Below are 18,398 nucleotides of genomic sequence, written 5' to 3'. Positions count from 1 at the left end.
CCAACCAACACTCTTACCCACCCCCCCCCTCTACCGACCGGCGACGGGGGCGGTGTTTCACGTGAAACACCGCCCCCGTCGGCGGGAGTCTCCTCGCGCAGGTGCCGGACGAGCGGCAGCAGCCGGGCGCGGCCGCGGGCGCAGCGGCTCTTCACCGTGCCGACCGGCACGCCCAGCAGTTCGGCGGCCTCGGCGACGGGGTAGCCCTGCATGTCGACCAGGACCAGTGCGGCCCGCTGTTCGGCGGGCAGGGCGGCGAGTGCGGCGGACAGCTCGCGGTGCACCTCGGCGCGGACCACCGGGGAGTCGGCCGGCTCGGCGGAGCCGACCAGGGCGTCCAGCCGTTGCGGGTCGTCGTCGAGCGGCTTGGTCCGGCGGGTGGCGGCGCGGCGGGCGCGGTCCAGACAGGCGTTGACCACGATCCGGTGCAGCCAGGTGGTGACGGCCGAGCGGCCCTGGAAGGTGTGGGCGGAGCGGAAGGCGGAGACCAGGGCGTCCTGCAGGGCGTCGGCGGCCTCCTCGCGGTCGCCCAGGGTGCGCAGGGCGACGGCCCAGAGCCGGTCGCGGTGACGGTTCACCAGTCGGCCGAAGGCCTCCCGGTCGCCCGCGACGTGCCGGGCGAGGAGCGCCGCGTCGTCGTCGTGCTCCGGTCCGTCCTGCGCCACGTCCACCCCTCGCCGTCCGTGCCCCGTCGCAGCCCGCGGGTCAGCCGGAGACCTTCACGTCGGCGATGTGCCCCTGGTACTGACCCGGATGGGACATGGTGTCCGGGTTCTTGGTCAGGCCGGTCAGCCAGATCAAGAGATAGCGGGTGGTGACCGGGCTGTCCAGCTCGTAGGAGAGGCTGGTGCCGGTCTCCTTGCCGAGGACGCCGAAGTCCTTCGGCTTGGCCGCCGTGGGGTTGCCGATGCCCTTGCCGGGCATCCGCAGCTCGGCCGTGGCGGGGGTGGCGAGCTTGACGTTCACGCTGGAGACGGTCTGCGCCGTGCCGAGGTCGAGCAGCAGGCCGGTGCCCTCCTTGGTCTTCGGACCGAAGGGGTCGCCGTACCAGTTGGTGGTCCACTCGCTGTTCGGGTCGCCGTCGATGGCTTTCTCCTGGGCGAAAGTGCCCTCCGGGCCGTCGCCCAGTGGGTTGTAGGAGATCGCCTGGAGGACCGGGACCGGCACCGGGTCGTGGGTGGGCGTGTGGGCGCTGGGGGTGGCGCTGGTGCCGCTGGGCTGGGGGGCCGCGACGGCGGTGCTCTGCGAGCGCAGGTAGTCGACCAGCTGCCAGGAGGCCACGCCGATGGCGCCGAGGGCGACGGTCCAGACGGTCACCTTGACCACCCGGCGCAGCCGCCGCCCGGCGCGGCGCACCGGCGCGGTCACCGGGGTGGGGCCGGTGCCGGGGGCGGCGACCACCCGGGTCGGGTTGGGCGCGGTCGGCAGGGCGTGGGTGTTGTGGCGCGGCGGGTTGGTGAAGACCGGCAGCTCGGGCTCGGGCTGGCGGATGCGCGGCATCAGCGCGATCGCCCGGGCGAGTTCCTCGGGGGTGGTGATCGGCTCGGCGTGGTGCGGCGGGTGGTCGGACAGGGCGCGGGCGGCCAGGTCGGACAGCCCCTTGTGGACCCCGGCCCGGACCTGGTCCGGTGCCACCGTGCCGAGGTCGCGCGGCAGGCCCCGCAGGTCGTAGCGGTCCTCGGGGTAGGGCCAGCGGTGGGTGAGCGCGGCGAACAGCAGGGCGCCGACGGCCCGGGTGTCGGCGCGCTCGGCGTCCTCCTCGGTGCCCTCGGCGGGCAGGCCGCGCAGGGCGGCGTCCACCGCGATGCCGTTGATCCGGTACTGGCCGCTGTCGGTGCGCAGCACGCAGCGCGGGGTGAGCCGCAGGTGGGCCTGGCCGCGCCGGTGGGCGGCGGCCACCGCGTCGGTGACCTGGCGGACCATCTGGTAGGCCTCGTGCGGCTCCATCGGGCCGTCGGAGAGCAGCTTGGCGAGGTCGGAAGCGTGCGGCAGCCATTCGCGCACGACGTAGACCAGTTCGCCCTCCTGGACGGCGTCCAGCACCTGCACGAAGCGCGGGTCGCCGAGCAGGGCGGCCGACTTGGCGGCGGCCAGGACCTTGCGGGCCCGCTGGTGGCCGGCGGCCATCAGGTGGACGCCGACGGCGCGGCGCAGCTTCTCGTCGACCGCGCGCCAGCTGCTGAAGGTCTCGGTGGAGGAGATGCACTCCTCCAGCCGGTAGCGGTGGCCGATGAGGTCGCCGCTGTGCCGCAGCGGGGCGGGCAGGGTCTGCGGCAGGGTGGCGGTGTCCCGGGGGTCGTGGGTGGGCTGCGGGTCCCGGGGCGGGCGCTTGCCGGCGGGGCGGTCGGCTGACGCGGTGGCGGCCCGGCGGGCGGCGTCGCCGGCGGCGAGTTCGGCGGCGATCTCGGAGGCCGACAGCGGGGCGGTGATCTCCGAGGTCTCCTCGCTCCCGGCCGGGGCGCCCCCGGTCGTGGCGCCGTCCTCGGCGTCGCCCTCGGAGGCGTCCTCGTCCTCGGCCGTGGCGTCGGCCGTGGCGTCGGCCGGGGCGTCGTCCCCGGCGTCGGGTTCGTCCTCGGAGGCGTCCTCCTCGACGGCGGAGCGCGCGTCCGCCGGAGAGCCGGCCGTGCGGGCCCGGGCCGTGCCGTCGGCGAGTTCGTCGATCGCCGCGGCGAGCGCGGCCTCGTCCGCCGCTCCGTCAGCTGCTGACGTGTCGACGACCGCCTTGGTGCCATCAGCCACCGTGGTCCAGCCTCCCCTTGTGTCGCCCCGGGCCTGAGAGAGTCGTTGGAGCGCTTCGGCCGGTGGCCCCGGTGCTCCAGGACAATTGTGCCCACTGTTCTCCACCGGGTACGACCGCCGGGAGGCCCGCGCGGTTGCCTGACGGTGGAGAGAAGTGGTGCGGATCGGCATCGGGCCGCCGGGCCCCGGCCCGGGACGGTCCGGGGAGCGCGGCGGCCCGATGCCGGGTCAGCGGCCCAGTCGGCCGCGCACCATACCCAGCATGGCGTTCAGCTCCTCGATCCGCAGCCGCTTCGCGATCAGTACGAAGACGGCCAGCTGGAGGCCGCCGGCCACCAGGACGGTCAGGACGGCCCCGGCCCAGCCGCCGACGACCCGGGTGACCGCCAGGCTCACGCCCAGGCCCACCAGGGCGGCGGGGACGGAGGCCGTGGCGAGCCGGGAGTAGGTCTTGCCGATCCGCTTGGTGTCCAGGCCGCCGATCTTCTTCTTCAACTTGGGCAGCGCGACCGTCACTCCGACGGCGTAGGCGAGGCCGTAGCCGAGGGCCATACCGGTGACCGTCCACTCGGCGGGCAGCAGCAGCCAGCAGAGCAGCGAGAAGACGGCCTGGCAGGCGGCCACCCAGACGGTGTTGGAGAACGGCGTGCGGGTGTCCTCGTAGGCGTAGAAGCCGCGGAGCATCACGTACTGCGCCGAGTAGGGGATCAGGCCCAAGGCGAAGGCGGAGAGCATCAGACCGACGTTGCGGGCGTCGTCCAGAGCGGTGTCGCCGCCCCCCACCGCATAGATGGACTGGCCGATGGCCGGGCCGAGCGAGAGGAAGAGGAACGCCGCGGGGACGACGGCGACGGCCGTGGTGCGCAGCCCGTAGGAGAGGTCGTCGCGGACGGCGCCGGCGTCCTCGTCGGCGGCCGCGCGGGACAGCCGGGGCAGCACCGCGCTCATGATCGAGACGGTGATGACTGCCTGCGGGAGCTGCCAGATCAGCAGGGCGTTGGAGAAGGCCGCGAGGCCGACACCGCCGTGGCCGTCCGCCGCGGCGTCACTGCCGGCGGCGATGGCCAGCTGGGTGATGACCAGGTAGCCGGCCTGGTTGGCGAGTACGAAGAAGAACGTCCACTTGGCCAGCCGGGCCGCCTTGCCCAGGCCGTGGCCGCGCCAGTCGAAGCGCGGCCGGTAGGAGAAGCCGGCCGCCCGCAGGTAGGGGATCATCGCCAGCGCCTGCACGACGAGGCCCACCAGGGTGCCGATGCCGAGCAGCCGGACGCCCTCGGGGGTGATGGTCGCCGGGGTGACGCCGTCGAAGCCGCCGTACACCCAGATGTAGGCGCCGAAGGTGAAGATCACCACGATGTTGTTGAGGACCGGGGTCCACATCATCGCGCCGAACCGGCCGCGGGCGTTGAGGATCTGTCCCATCACCACGTGGATGCCCATGAAGAAGATGGTCGGCAGGCAGTACCTGGTCAGCGCCACGGTGGTGTCCGCGTGGGCCGGATCCGTCATCATCTTGTGGGCGATCAGCTGGACCAGCAGCGGTGCCACGAGCACGGCCAGCAGGACCACGCCGGCCAGGCCGACCATCACCAGGGTGAGCAGCCGGTTGGCGTAGGCGGTGCCGCCGTCCGCGTCGTTCTTCATGCTGCGGACCAGCTGCGGCACGAAGACGGCGTTCAGCGCGCCGCCGCCGATCAGGATGTAGAGCAGGGTCGGCAGGGTGTTGGCCGCGTTGTAGGAGTCACCCATCACGGCGATGCCGATCGCGCCGGCGATCACCATGGTGCGCAGGAAGCCGGTGCCCCGGGAGACCAGGGTGCCGGCCGCCATGATCGCACTGGAGTTCAGCAGCGAGGCGACCTTGCCGCCGGACGTCTTCCCGTCCTCCGGCGCGGGGGCGGCCGGGGCGGACCGCTCCTCGGCCGCGAGGTCGGCGAGCGGCTCCACCGCGGGCGGCAGCTGCACCGCGGCCACCTGCATGGTGGCCTCGTCCTCGGCGAGCGGCGGGTCGAACTCGATCGGCGGGACGAAGGGGCGGTGCCCGTCCGGGCCGTGGCCGCCGGGATGGCCGGGGCCGTACGGGGCCTGCGGCCCGTGCTGCCCCGGGTACGCGCCGGCCGGGGGGAACGGCGCGGGCGGGACGGGCGGCTGCGCGGCCGCCGGCTGCTGGACGGGCGGGTGCTGGACGGGGGGCTGCTGGGCCGGCGGGCGGGGCGCCTCGGCGGTCGCCCGGTTCCCGCCGAACAGCGCGTCCACCCCGACGTACTCGGTGGACTCGGAGTCCCAGGAGGAGTGCGCGGGGCCGGGCTGCCACTGCGGCTGGCCGCCCCAGCCCCCGGCCGCGGCGGCCGGACCCGCGGGGACCGCCGGATCCGCCGGGGCGGCGGCCTGCGGCGGAAGGCCCTCGCGCCGGCCGGCCGACACCGGGGTGTCCCAGCCCGGCTGCACCGGCGGCACCGGGGGCGAGAACGGCGTGGGCGGCACCGGTGCCGGGTACTCGCCGCCCTGCGGCGGCAGCTGGGGCGGCACGTCGTAGGCGGCCGCCGGCTGCTGCGGCGCGGCGGGCCGCGCGGCCCGCAGACCGTACGGGTCCTGCTCGCCCGGACCGCCCTGGTACGCGTCCGCCGCGTACGGGTCCTGGGCATAGGTGTCGGCCACGTACCAGTCGCCGGACGGCGACTCGGCGCCCGGACGGACCTCTCCGCGGCCCGGAGGCCGCTCCTCGCTGCGCCCGGTCATGTCACCTCTTCGCTGTCGTGGGGGAGGCCGCCCCGGGGTCGGGCGGTGTCGGCGGTGTCAAGGACCAACCTTCTCATCACTGGTGGCCCGATCACGGCCATCCGCGCTGCTGTCGCGCGGTGTCCGCGCCGCGTCGCCGCCCCGGCCCGGGGCACCGCCCGGGCCGTCGGGGCCGTCCGGTCCGCCCGCCGGGCCGTCCGTCGGGTCCTCCACCTGGTCCGGCGCCGGATCCTGCGCCGGGCCGTCCGCCGGGCCGTCCTGCGGGCCCTCGCCGTCCGGGCCGTCCTGCGGACCGTCCGCCGGGGCGAGCGGCGCGTCGCCCTCGTCGTCGTGCGCCACCCGCCGCTTGCGCTGGCGCAGGAACCGCAGGGCCGCCAGCAGGAGCAGCACCAGCCCGCCGCCGAAGACGTACAGCACGCCGTTGGTGACCGAGGTGACCTCGACCCTGAAGACCACCGGTGCGCCGTACGGCTTCGGGTCGGGCCCGGTCGTGTAGAGCTGGGCGGTCATGTTCACCGTCCCGTTGTTCTTCGCCTCGGCCGGGAAGCGCAGCGTGACGCTCTGCGCGGCCGGCAGCACCAGTTCCTCGGCCGGCAGCTCGACCCGGAGCCGGTTGGGCTGGCTCGGGCTCAGCACCAGCTTGAGGTTGGTGACCGTCTGGGTGAGGTCGTTGCGGACGCTGACCTGGAGCACGCCGGTGTCCCCGGCGAAGGTGATGACCCGCTTGGGCGGCACCTTCACCGCGCCGGTGAGCTCGTCGAGGTACTCCTCCACGCCGGCGCGGTACTCGCTGCCGGCCGGGGCCTCGGCGCGCCACTCGGTGGACAGCGAGCGGACCATCGCCGCGCTGAACGGCCCGCGCACCCGCTGCGGCAGGGTCAGCACCCGCATCAGGGTGTCCAGCTTGGCCTGGATCCGGGTGGTGGCCGTCAGGTCGGCGGCGGGCAGCTCCGAGTCGCGGACCCGGGCCGGGTAGTCGGCCGCCGCCGGGACCGCGGTGCTGGCCTTCGGGTCCGCCGGCATCTGGGCGAGCCCGTCCAGCTTGACCGGCTCCACCCACTTGCCGTCCTGGGCCGTCTGGAGGGCGCCGGCCAGCACCTTGGCGGTGCCGGCGGTGAGCTCGCGCGGCGGCATGACGAGCAGACCGCGCGGGTGCTGCGGCTCCTGCCGGGAGATCACGAGGGTCTCGGCGAGGAACCGCTGGAGCGCCAGGGTCTGGTCCTGCGGGGTCGCCAGGTCCTGCTCGAACAGCGAGGAGACCGTCTGGTCGGCGACCACCGCGGTCTGGCCGTTGCCGATCGGCCGGGTGGCCGTGGGGGTGTACTTCAGCGCGTCCGACTCGGGCATGCTCGCGCCGTTCACCAGCACCAGGCCGGCGCCGGCGCGCTGGGCGACCGAGGCGATCCGCTGGTCCAGGTGGCCCTGGTAGGGCCAGGCGACGTCGGCGCGGGTGTCCACCGAGAGCCGGCCCTCGACGGTCAGCCGGCCGGCGGTGGCCGCCTTGCCGAGCGCGGCGTCGATGCCCTCCAACTCGGCGGCGTTGTGCGCGATCGAGGCGAGGTCCGGATCGGCGTAGGGCAGCGCCACCACCTGGCTGCCCGGCTTGGCGACGGCGTCCCGCAGCTTCTCCAGCCAGGCCGTGGCGGCGGCCGTGCCGGTGCCGGCGACGGTGTTCTCCTCCTTGGCCGCGTCGCCCGAGGTGCCGGGCTTCTGCACCCGGTAGTTGGGCTTGGCCATGGCGAACGCGGTGTCCAGCAGGTCCGGGTCGACCACCCAGGTCAGCCCGGTCAGCGTGGCGCCCGTCTCGACCAGCGCGTACAGCCGCCCGCCGGGCGCGAACTCGGCGGCCAGGCTGTCGTCGCGCAGCACCGGGGCGGTCTGGTCGTTGTCGGAGAGGGTCTGGGCGACCAGGACCGGGGCGTGCGTCAGCGGCCAGAGGGTGGTGACCTTGGACGGCTGCGCCTCGCTCGGGTTCGGGTCGTAGGGCAGGAAGGTGCGGGCGATGCCCAGCGGGCGGTCGCGCTGGTTGTCGGTGGTCGAGCCCCAGACGTCCACCGCCAGCTCGTACACGCCCTCGGTGGAGAGCTGCAGGTCCGCGACGGCGACGCTCAGCGTGTACGGCTGGCTCTGGCCGGGGCCGAGCTCGTTCAGCGCGTACTGCGGGCTGTCCAGCGAGATGCCGTCCGCCCCCTGCGGGGTGGTCCGGGCGGCCACCCCGGCGAGTTCGCTGCGGGTGGTCAGCGGCTTGCCCGCCCAGGGCTTGCGGACCGTCGCGTGCGCGGACTTGAGGACGGACTTCCCGCCGTTGGTGACGTGCCCGGAGACGGTCACGATGCCGTTCGGGGTGGCCACCGGCTTGTTCACCGACTCGATGGTCATCGACACCGGGTACTCGGCGGTGACCGTCGAGTCGGTCTGGGCCGCTTTGCCGGCGGGGGCCGCCGAGGCCGCCGGGAGGCCGGGCAGCGCGGTGGCGAGCACCAGCGCGGCGCCGGCCGCGCCGGCCAGTCGCCGGGCGGCTCGTCGCAGGACCCGCCCGGGGCGCCCGTCCGCCCACCGTCCCGGGTGCCGTGCCGGCTCACTCACGCGGTCCGCCCTCGCTCACGGGTTCGCCCTCGCCGTTCTCGATCGCTGCTGCTGCTGGTGCCGTGCTGCTGCGGATGTTCCGCCGGCCGTGGGGGGTGCCGTGAGGATCAGCCGTGAAGAAAAAGGTGGTGTCGTCCGTCGTCCGGGCGGCCATGACGGCGCACGGCACCGCGGCCCGCCGTCGGTGCCCCGGACTCGTCCCACCGGCATGGTAACGATGTGGTGAGGGGTGCGGTGTTGCGGGCCGGGGAGTGAGCGCGCGTGAACGCGCGGGCGGCGGGGCCGCCGGGCCACGTACCCTTGTGAGCCGTGTCCACTGCCAATGAGCCCACCGCCCACCCGACCGGCGCCCATCATTCCAGTTCCGCCGTCCAGGTCGTCCCCGGCCTGAGCGAAGCCCAGACCCTGGGACTGCAGGAACTGCTGCGGGTGTCCCCGGTCGCCGACGAGATCGCCCGCCGCTTCCAGGCGGCCGGTCACCGGCTCGCGCTGGTCGGCGGCTCGGTCCGGGACGCCCTGCTGGGCCGGCTCGGCAACGACCTGGACTTCACCACCGACGCCCGTCCGGAGCAGGTGCTCAAGCTCGTGCGCGGCTGGGCCGACGCGGTGTGGGACGTCGGCATCGCCTTCGGTACGGTCGGCGCGCGCAAGGACACCCCGCAGGGGTCCTTCCTGATCGAGATCACCACCTACCGCTCCGAGGCGTACGACCGCACCTCCCGCAAGCCCGAGGTGACCTACGGCGACACCATCGAGGAGGACCTGGTCCGCCGCGACTTCACGGTCAACGCGATGGCCGTCGACCTGCCCGGCCGGGGCTTCGTCGACCCGCACCACGGCCTGGAGGACCTGGAGGCCCGGGTGCTGCGCACCCCCGCCACCCCCGAGGAGTCCTTCTCCGACGACCCGCTGCGGATGATGCGGGCCGCCCGGTTCGCCGCCCAGCTGGACTTCGATCCGGCCCCCGAGGTGGTCACGGCGATGACCGCGATGGCCGAGCGGATCACCATCGTCTCCGCCGAGCGGGTCCAGGCCGAGCTCAACAAGCTGCTGCTGGCCCGCAACCCGGTCAAGGGCCTGCGGATGCTGGTCGACACCGGACTGGCCGACCACGTGCTGCCCGAGCTGCCCGCGCTGCGCCTGGAGCGCGACGAGCACCACCGGCACAAGGACGTCTACGAGCACTCGCTGACCGTCCTGGAGCAGGCCATCGACCTGGAGCAGGACGGCCCGGACCTCACCCTGCGGCTGGCCGCGCTGCTGCACGACATCGGCAAGCCGCGCACCCGCCGCTTCGAGTCGGACGGCCGGGTCTCCTTCCACCACCACGAGGTGGTGGGCGCCAAGATGACCCGCAAGCGGATGCGCGAGCTGAAGTACTCGAAGGAGCTCACCGAGGACGTCTCGCGCCTGGTCGAGCTGCACCTGCGGTTCCACGGCTACGGCGGCGGCGAGTGGACCGACTCGGCGGTGCGCCGCTACGTCACCGACGCCGGCCCGCTGCTGGAGCGGCTGCACAAGCTGACCCGCTCGGACTGCACCACCCGGAACAAGAAGAAGGCGGCCACGCTCTCCCGCACCTACGACGGCCTGGAGGAGCGGATCGGCGAGCTCAGGGCGCGGGAGGAGCTGGACGCCGTGCGCCCCGCGCTGGACGGCAACCAGATCATGGAGCTGCTCGGCCTCAAGCCCGGGCCGATGGTCGGCAAGGCGTACAAGCACATGCTGGAGCTGCGGCTGGAGCACGGCCCGATGGAGCACGAGGCCGCGGTGGCGGCGCTGCGCTCCTGGTGGGACGCCCAGCAGTAGGACACGGAGCGGCGGGCGGGGGCGGTCCAGGGGAGAACCCGGGACCGCCCCCGGCCCGTCCGCGGGGCTCGGGGCCGTCCCGGGGCTCAGAGCTTCTTCAGGCAGAGGACGAAGCTGAGCGCCTCGGTGCTCGCGTCACGGGTGTAAGTGCTCTCGGTGCCCGTCACGTTCTCGCAGGCGGTGTCGTTGTCGCTGGTCGCGTAGACCTTCTTGAGCACCTTGTACTGGGCCCGCGCGTCGGTGCAGGGGAGCATGGTGATCCGCGGGTTGGCGTCGTGGGTGGCCGTGGTGCCGTTCTCGTTGCGCAGGCAGTCGCCGGCCTTGGCGTAGTCGATGTCGCTCGGCACCTTGGAGGTGGCGGAGGGCGTCGGCAGGGTGATCGTCGGGGCCGGCGCCACCGGCGGCAGCGAGAAGCTCGGCGAGAAGGTCGGCGCGGGGACGGTCACCGTGGTCGGCGTGGGCAGCACCAGCGGCCGGTACGGGTCGTCGGCGTGCCGGGCGCCGAGGAAGGCGCCGGTCGCGATCAGGACGATCGTCGAGCCGATCCCGAGCACCGGCAGCAGCAGCATGAAGATGTGCGGGCGCCTGGTGAGCGGCACGCCCGGGTCGAGCTGCGGTCCGTGGGTGCCGGGCGCCGGCGGCGGCAGGTCCTTGATCCTGTTGTGGGCGGCGAGGTTCCGCAGCAGGGTGACCACGGTGAAGATGCCGGAGAGGTAGCTCCACCAGCCCTGGACCAGGGTGCGGGCCGACATGTCGCGGACCACGGCGGTGCCGCAGGTGCGGCAGAACGGTCCCGGCTGCTTCAGGAACCGCATGATGATGATGATGCCCTGGTGGCCCCGGACGGTGGTGTCGACGGCCGGGAAGCCGCCGCAGAACCGGCAGACCGGTCCGCCCTGGTGGGCGTAGCCGGCCGGCGCCGGGTAACCCCCGGCCTGCGGGGGGTAGGCGTAGCCGCCGGGCGGGGCCTGGGCGGGAGCGCCGTAGCCGGGCGGGGCGGCTGGCGGCGGGGCGGCCGGCGGCGGGGCGGCCGGGTAGCCGTAGCCGGCCGGCGCGGGGCCGGCCGGGGGCTGCGGGGCCGGCGCACCGGCGTAAGGGTTGCCCGTGGCGTACGGGTTGGCGCCGTCGGCGGGCGGCATGCCGCCGTACGGCAGCTGGGGCGGCGGAACGGACAAGGGGATCCCCCGGGAAGGAAGGTCGGGTGACGGTGGGTCAGGACTTCTTCACCGGCGGGACGCCGGTGAGCGGGCCGAGGCAGAGCACGTACCGCTTCTTGTTCCAGCGGCGGCCGCTCTTGCCCGAGACGGTGCTGGTGGTGCCCGCGGTGCTGCGGCAGCGGGTGGCGTCGGTGGTGGAGTCGAACGTGGCCAGCACCTTGTAGTTCGCCTTGCTGTCGGTGCACTTGACCACCGAGACGTCGCGCGAGCCGGAGGCCTTGACGCAGTCGCCGGCCTTGGCGCTGCTGACGCTCGGACCGCTCACGAAGTAGCCGACGACCAGGGCGATCACGCCCAGGACCAGGCCGGCCGCCTTCAGCCGGGCCTTGCCGCGGCCCTTCGCGGCCGGCGCGCCGGGCGGGACCGGGGCGGCCGGCGGGTAGCCGTGCGGCGAGGGCGGGCCGTAGGGGGCCTGCGGGTGGGGCTGCTGCGGGTACGGCTGGTGCGGGTACGGGGGCGCCGCCTGCGGGGCGGCCTGGGCGGCCTGGTAGCCGTAGCCGGGCGGGGGCGGCGGTGCGCCGTACCCGGCGGGCGCCGGCTGGGGCGGGCCGTAGGGCTGGGGTGCGGGTGCGCCGTAGGGCTGCGGGACCGGCGCCGGGCCGTACGCCTGAGGCGGCGGCCCGTAGGGATGTTGTGGTGTGCTCATCAGATTGTCCCCCGAGACAGACTGCTGTCGCTCCGACAGATCTGACGTACCTTAGCGACTCGCGCCGACGGCCCCGGGCCGCAGGGGCGGCCTCCGCCCGAGGCCGGCGGCGGTCAGCAGGACGGGTCGCCGGGCAGCGGGCCGGTGCGGCGGGCGGCGCGCAGGTAGAGCACGGCCGCCGCCGCGTACACCAGGGACACCCCCAGGACGACCGCGACCGAGCGGCCGGAGAGCGGCAGCACCAGCGCCGTGACCAGGGCGGCGGCCACGAAGGCGACGTTGAAGAGCACGTCGTAGATGGCGAAGACCCGGCCGCGGTAGTCGTCCTCGACCGACTCCTGCACCACGGTGTCGGCACAGATCTTGGTGCCCTGGGTGACCACGCCGAGCAGCAGCGCCGCGATCAGGCAGGGCACCAGGCGGAAGCCGAGACCGAGCAGCGGTACGAAGAGCACCGGCGCGGCCAGGCAGAGCGTCAGCCAGCCGGCCAGCCCGAGCCGTCGGCTGCACCAGGGGCTGATCACCGCGGCGACGAAGAACCCGGCGGCGGAGAGGCCGACCGCCAGCCCCAGGGTGGCCAGGCCGGCCGAGCTGTCGGCGGGGTCGTTGAAGGTGTACCGGGAGAGCATCACCACGACCACGATCAGCACGCCGTAGCAGAACCGGGCCGCGGTCACGGCGGCCAGCGCGTGCGCCGCCGGCCGCCGGTCGCGCACCAGGTGGGTGACGGCGGCGCGCAGTTCGCGGGCGGCCTGGACCAGGGCCTGGCCGAGCGCGGGGCGGCCCGGGTGGTGCCCGGGGCCGAGCAGGTCGCGGTCCATCCGCAGCGCCGCCAGCGCGGCGGAGAGGTAGAGCAGGGCGGCGAGCGAGACCAGGGCGGCGTCGGCCCTCGGCCCGGGGGACATCACCTGGTGCAGCAGGAAGCCCAGCCCGCCGCCGCAGGCGGCCGCTACGGTGCCCAGGGTGGGGGCGAGGGCGTTGGCGGTGACCAGCTGCTCGCCGCGCACCACTCGGGGCAGGGCCGCCGACAGGCCCGCCAGGATGAACCGGTTGAGCGCGGTGACCATGAGCGCGGAGGCGAAGAAGAGCCAGGTCGGCGCCTGGGCCAGGAGGAGCCCGCCGGTGACCAGGCCCAGTCCGAAGCGGGCCAGGTTGCCCAGGTAGAGCACCTGGCGGCGGCGCCAGCGGTCCAGCAGGACGCCGGCGAAGGGGCCGATCACCGAGAACGGCAGCAGCATCACGGCCAGTACCGAGGCGATGTCGGCCGGTGAGGACTGCTTCTCCGGGGAGAAGACGACGTAGGCGGCGAGCGAGACCTGGAAGACGCCGTCGGAGAGCTGGGACAGCACTCTGGCGGTCAGCAGCCGACGGAAGTCGGGGCCGCGGAGCAGGCCGAGGAGCGTGGCACGGTGCGCGGTCCGGTGGGTGCTGCCGTTCTCGGTGATCGCCACGTGCCCAGAGTGCCATGGAACCGGCCGCCGTTTCACGTGAAACATTCGACCCGTGAAGGCGGACGGGCCCACGGTCGTCGACCGTGGGCCCGTCCGGTGTCCGAGCGGGACCGGGCTCAGTGCCCGGAGGTGCTCAGGTTCAGCGCTCGACCTCGCCGCGGATGAACTTCTCGACGTTCTCGCGGGCCTCGTCGTCGAAGTACTGGACCGGCGGGGACTTCATGAAGTACGAGGAGGCGGAGAGGATCGGGCCGCCGATGCCGCGGTCCTTGGCGATCTTCGCGGCGCGCACGGCGTCGATGATGACACCGGCCGAGTTCGGGGAGTCCCAGACCTCGAGCTTGTACTCCAGGTTCAGCGGGACGTCGCCGAACGCACGGCCCTCCAGGCGGACGTAGGCCCACTTGCGGTCGTCCAGCCAGGCCACGTAGTCCGAGGGACCGATGTGGACGTTCTTGGAGCCCAGCTCGCGGTCGCGGATCTGCGAGGTGACGGCCTGGGTCTTGGAGATCTTCTTGGACTCCAGGCGCTCGCGCTCGAGCATGTTCTTGAAGTCCATGTTGCCGCCGACGTTCAGCTGCATGGTGCGCTCGAGGATGACACCGCGGTCCTCGAACAGCTTGGCCATGACGCGGTGCGTGATGGTGGCGCCGACCTGGGACTTGATGTCGTCACCGACGATCGGCACGCCGGCCTCGGTGAACTTGTCCGCCCACTCCTTGGTGCCGGCGATGAACACCGGGAGGGCGTTCACGAAGGCGACCTTGGCGTCGATGGCGCACTGGGCGTAGAACTTGGCGGCCTGCTCGGATCCGACCGGCAGGTAGCAGACCAGGACGTCGACCTGGGCGTCCTTCAGGGCCTGGACGACGTCGACCGGGGTCTCGTCCGACTCCTCGATGGTCTCCAGGTAGTACTTGCCCAGACCGTCGAGGGTGTGGCCGCGCTGGACGGTGATGCCGGTCGGCGGCACGTCGCAGATCTTGATGGTGTTGTTCTCGGACGCCGTGATGGCGTGCGCGAGGTCCTGACCGACCTTCTTGGCGTCGACGTCGAAGGCGGCGACGAACTCCACGTCACGGACGTGGTAGTCACCGAACTGGACGTGCATCAGCCCGGGGACCTTGCCGGCCGGGTCGGCGTCCTTGTAGTACTCGACACCCTGCACCAGCGACGTGGCGCAGTTGCCCACGCCCACGATGGCTACGCGAACCGAACCCATTCCGGTTGCTCCCTGTGATCTCATGAGCGCCGCCGGGGGTCGGCGGTACTCGTCCTGCTTCTTCGATGACTGCTGACGGGCGCGTGGACGCGCCCCCTCCTGCCGCGCGGCACAGAGCTGACGCGGTGTCAGCGCTCCTGGGCGGAGCGCCCCGGGCGGTCGTACGGTGGCCCGGGCGGGTCCACGGACCCGTCCTCCTCGCCTCGGCCGTCCGAAGTCCTGGGTACTGCGGGGCCGGTCGCGCCGGCCGACGGGCCGGTCCGGCCGGTGCGGTTGGCCCGCTCGGTCTCGATCAGCTCGTTGAGCCAGCGGACCTCGCGTTCCACCGACTCCAGCCCGTGCCGCTGCAGCTCGACGGTGTAGTCGTCGAACCGCTCGCGGGCCCGGGCGAGCGAGTTGCGCATCCGCTCCAGACGCTCCTCCAGCCGGCTGCGGCGGCCCTCCAGCACGCGCATCCGCACGGCCCGGTCGGTCTGGCCGAAGAAGGCGAAGTGCACGCCGAAGTGCTCGTCCTCCCAGGCGTCCGGGCCGGAGTCGGCGAGCAGCTCCTCGAAGCGCTGCTTGCCCTCGGCGGACAGCCGGTAGACGATCTTGGACCGCTTGCCGTTGAGCGCGGTGGCCGGGACGTACTCGACGTCCGGGTTGTCCTCGACCAGGAAACCCTGGGCCACCAGGCTCTTCAGACAGGGGTAGAGCGTTCCGTACGAGAACGCGCGGAACGAGCCGAGCAGGACGTTGAGCCGCTTGCGCAGCTCGTACCCGTGCATCGGGGCGTCGTGGAGCAGTCCGAGAACGGCGAACTCCAGCACTCCTGAGCGCCTGCCCACTGCCGTCGTCCTCCCTTCCCCGGCCGGTCCGCGACCCGCCTCCCTCGGCGGTATGTCGCTCCGATGTATCGGCTCGATATATCGAGAACAGTAAGCCTGGGTCCCCGAACCGGCAAGGGGGACGCGCGTGAATGTGATCACAAGGCGACGCGCGGGTGTGCTTGGCAACGGGCGTGTAATGATCTGCTGCCGTTTTGCGGCTATTGGCAGTTGATGCCCGATTGGGCCGGTATCCGAGCTGCGTACGCTGTCGCGTGTGCACGAGGACCACCTCCGGGGTTAGGTCGGTTGCGGGCATCGGACGTGGACCCTGCCTTCAGGCTCGACCGGCCTGGCGAGGAGTAGCTGGAACATGAGCGAACGACGACGCAGGTCGCCCGGTGGCGACGGTCGTCCCCCGGGCGGAGACAACGGGCGTCCGGCAGGCGCCGGGCGTGACGAGATCGGTTCGGAGGGGCTCGGCCGACGCAGACCCCAGGGCGGGCGGGACACCGCCCAGCAGCCCCGGATGACCCGCGCCGAGATGCGCAAGGCAGCGCAGAAGGGCGGCGGCCGGCGCGGTGGCGCGGCGGCGGACGACCGGGGCGCGACCCCGGGGAAGAAGCGGCTCATCGACTACCCGCGCTTCGGCAAGCAGGGCGTCCGCCGCTGGCTGCCGTCCTGGCGCCAGTGGCTGAGCGCCGTGCTGCTGTTCGTCGCGGCCTGCGTGGGCGCGGTCTTCTTCGTCTACCAGACGACCGAGATCCCGAAGCTGAACGCGCTGGTGAACGACCAGAACAACATCTACTACTGGGCCGACAACACCGAGATGGTCCGCAAGGGCGAGACCAACCGGCAGATCGTCGAGCTCGCCGACATCTCGCCCAACCTGCAGAACGCGGTCATCTCCGCGGAGAACGCGACCTTCCGCACCGACAGCGGCATCGACCCCAAGGGCATGATGCGCGCGGTCATCAACATGGCCAAGGGCGGCGAGACCCAGGGCGCCTCGACGATCACCCAGCAGTACGTGAAGAACGCCTACCTGACGCAGGAGCAGACGCTCTCGCGCAAGGTGAAGGAGTTCTTCATCACCCTGAAGGTGAACCAGGAGTTCGAGAAGAACGACATCCTCAAGGGCTACCTGAACACCAGCTGGTTCGGCCGCGGCGCGACCGGCGCCCAGGCCGCCGCCCAGGCGTACTACGGCGTCAACGCCAAGGACCTCGACCTGTGCCAGAGCGCCATGCTGGCCGGCCTGCTCAAGGGCGCGTCGTTCTACGACCCGACGGTCGAGGCCAACCGCGCCCGCGCCGAGGAGCGCTGGGCGTGGATCCTCGACCGGATGGTGGAGACGAAGAACGCCACTCCCGAGGAACGGGCGAAGTGCACCGCCTTCCCCCAGCCGATCAAGCAGGTTCCGCCGGCCAACATGAACGGTCAGATCAGCTACCTGGTCGAGACCGCCAACAAGTTCGTCATGGCCAAGGACCCGACGATCGACCAGCGGGCGATCGACAAGGGCGGCTTCAAGATCTACACGACCTTCCAGAAGGACAAGGTCGACGCCCTGAAGAAGGCCGTGGACGACGTCAAGGCCGAGCAGCTCAACCCGCAGAAGCGCCCGGCGACCGACAACTTCGTCCAGTTCGGCGCGGCCAGCGTCGTTCCCAACGACGGTGCGATCGTCGCCATCTACGGCGGTGACGGCGTGGAGAACGGCCACCACGGGAACAACGCCGACGCCCAGGGCGTGCAGGTCGGCTCGACCTTCAAGCCCTTCGTGCTGGCCGCCGCGATGCAGACCGGCGTGCAGACCGCGACCGACGAGAAGGGCAAGCCGAAGCGGATCAACGCCGACAGCCGCTACCTGTCCGACGACATGTCGGAGATCCGCAAGCCGGACGGCTCACTGGTGATCGGCGACGAGGGCAAGCCCTACCGCCAGGCGAACGAGGAGAAGGGCAAGCGCGGCTACGTCTCGCTGCGGATGGCCATGCAGTACTCCTACAACGTGCCCTTCGTCCAGCTGAACCAGGACGTCGGCGGCCAGAACGTCATGCAGATCGCCGAGGCGGTGGGCATCCGCAAGGAGAACATCGAGAAGGAGGCGAACACCATCACCTTCCCGCTCGGCGTCTCCACCATCAGCCCGATCCGGATGGCCGACGCCTACGCGACCTTCGCCGCCAGTGGCAAGCAGGCCGACCCGTACTCGGTCACCAAGGTCCTGCTGGACGGCAAGGAGCGGCCCGGCTTCGGCAAGCACGAGACCAAGCAGGCGCTGGAGCCCGCCGTCGCCGACAACATCACCGACGTGCTGGTGAACGTGGCGAAGAACGGTACCGGCAAGAAGACCAACACCCTGGGCCGCCCGGTGGCGGGCAAGACCGGTACCACCGACGAGGCCATGTCGGCCTGGTGGGTCGGCTACACCCCGCAGCTGGCCACCAGCGTGGCGATGTGGCGCGAGGACCCGGCCCACCCGGGGCGGCTGGAGCTGAAGGGCACCGGCGGCAAGGACACGGTGCACGGTGGTGACGTCCCGGCGGACGTCTTCACCCGGTACATGAAGGCCGCGCTCGCCAACGAGAAGAAGCTGGACTTCCCGACCCCGCAGCCGATCGGCTCGCAGGTCGACTCCTCGGGCGCGCCCAGCACGGCCAGCGCCACGCCGACGCCGACCGCGACCGAGACCGCGCCCACCGCCCCGGCGGACCCGAACGCCGGCCAGCCGACCCAGCCGCCGGCGACCCAGGAGCCGGCCTGCGTCCCCGGGGTGGACTGCCCCGGCACGGTGCCCACCCAGCCGGCGCCGACCAAGACCAACCCGAACCCCGGTGGCGGTACGGGCGGTGGCACCGGCGGCGGTACGGGCGGTGGCACCGGCGGAGGTACCGTCGGTGGCGGCACCGGCGGAGGGACCGGTGGCGGCACGGGCGGCACCAGCCCGTCGCCGAGCTGCCTGCTCGGCCCGATCGGCTGCACCACGCCGACCCAGCCGCCGACCACCGACCCCGGTGGTGGCGCCGGCGGCGCGACCGGCGGTCCGACCACCAAGCCGCCCAGGCCCAGCGGATCGACCTCGCCGTCCCCGAACGGCAACGCGGCCGCACCGTAGGACGGTAGGCCTTCGTGTAGTAGCGCTGTGCCAGGGCATCGTGGCGTTCATCCATGGCCATG

11 protein-coding genes are annotated in these 18,398 nt (G+C 73.0%); 2 read left to right on the top strand and 9 right to left on the bottom strand.

Annotation, left to right across the window (positions count from 1 at the left end; genetic code table 11):
* The 4 genes from sigM to ABT238_RS37405 form a co-directional block, all read right to left on the bottom strand.
* On the bottom strand, positions 1-671 hold a 671-nt coding region (gene sigM / locus ABT238_RS37420), incomplete at its 3' end, for an RNA polymerase sigma factor SigM (protein WP_502891499.1).
* A 34-nt stretch (positions 672-705) separates the two neighbouring features.
* Complete coding sequence (locus ABT238_RS37415; RefSeq protein ID WP_350572197.1) at positions 706-2,739, bottom strand: protein kinase family protein; 2,034 nt, start codon at positions 2,737-2,739, stop codon at positions 706-708.
* 228 nt (positions 2,740-2,967) lie between these two features.
* The gene (gene murJ, locus ABT238_RS37410; RefSeq protein WP_350572196.1) at positions 2,968-5,478 is read right to left on the bottom strand and encodes a murein biosynthesis integral membrane protein MurJ; all 2,511 of its coding nucleotides are present in this window, start codon (positions 5,476-5,478) and stop codon (positions 2,968-2,970) included.
* 57 nt (positions 5,479-5,535) lie between these two features.
* Complete coding sequence (locus tag ABT238_RS37405; RefSeq protein ID WP_350572195.1) at positions 5,536-8,064, bottom strand: DUF6049 family protein; 2,529 nt, start codon at positions 8,062-8,064, stop codon at positions 5,536-5,538.
* 387 nt (positions 8,065-8,451) lie between these two features.
* On the opposite strand from ABT238_RS37405, the gene ABT238_RS37400 reads away from it, so the two are divergent.
* A complete protein-coding gene (locus ABT238_RS37400; protein WP_350572198.1) occupies positions 8,452-9,873 on the top strand; it encodes a CCA tRNA nucleotidyltransferase in 1,422 nt (473 codons plus the stop codon).
* 86 nt (positions 9,874-9,959) lie between these two features.
* Here the strand turns inward: ABT238_RS37400 and ABT238_RS37395 are convergent, their stop codons facing one another.
* From ABT238_RS37395 to ABT238_RS37375, 5 genes are all read right to left on the bottom strand, one after another.
* Positions 9,960-11,048, bottom strand: coding sequence for an LppU/SCO3897 family protein (locus ABT238_RS37395; protein ID WP_350806491.1), 1,089 nt, complete (start codon positions 11,046-11,048; stop codon positions 9,960-9,962).
* A 37-nt stretch (positions 11,049-11,085) separates the two neighbouring features.
* Positions 11,086-11,736: an LppU/SCO3897 family protein gene (locus ABT238_RS37390; RefSeq protein WP_350572193.1), complete on the bottom strand. Its 651-nt coding sequence runs from the start codon at positions 11,734-11,736 to the stop codon at positions 11,086-11,088.
* Between the two features lie 113 nt (positions 11,737-11,849).
* A complete protein-coding gene (locus ABT238_RS37385) occupies positions 11,850-13,187 on the bottom strand; it encodes an MFS transporter (RefSeq protein WP_350572192.1) in 1,338 nt (445 codons plus the stop codon).
* 139 nt (positions 13,188-13,326) lie between these two features.
* Entirely contained in the window at positions 13,327-14,409 is a 1,083-nt protein-coding gene (locus ABT238_RS37380) for an inositol-3-phosphate synthase (RefSeq protein WP_350572191.1), read from the bottom strand.
* Between the two features lie 128 nt (positions 14,410-14,537).
* Positions 14,538-15,236, bottom strand: a complete 699-nt coding sequence (locus ABT238_RS37375) for a PadR family transcriptional regulator (protein ID WP_350806481.1) — start codon at positions 15,234-15,236, stop codon at positions 14,538-14,540.
* A gap of 508 nt (positions 15,237-15,744) precedes the next feature.
* Between ABT238_RS37375 and ABT238_RS37370 the strand changes: the two genes are divergently transcribed.
* Complete coding sequence (locus tag ABT238_RS37370) at positions 15,745-18,336, top strand: transglycosylase domain-containing protein (RefSeq protein ID WP_350572189.1); 2,592 nt, start codon at positions 15,745-15,747, stop codon at positions 18,334-18,336.
* The last annotated feature ends 62 nt before the right edge of the window (positions 18,337-18,398 follow it).

Origin of the sequence: Kitasatospora sp. NPDC001527 (assembly GCF_040298605.1) — a bacterium.
Classification (GTDB): domain Bacteria; phylum Actinomycetota; class Actinomycetes; order Streptomycetales; family Streptomycetaceae; genus Kitasatospora.
Note: the sequence above shows the minus strand (reverse complement) of the source record. Positions and strands in the feature narration are given on the sequence as shown.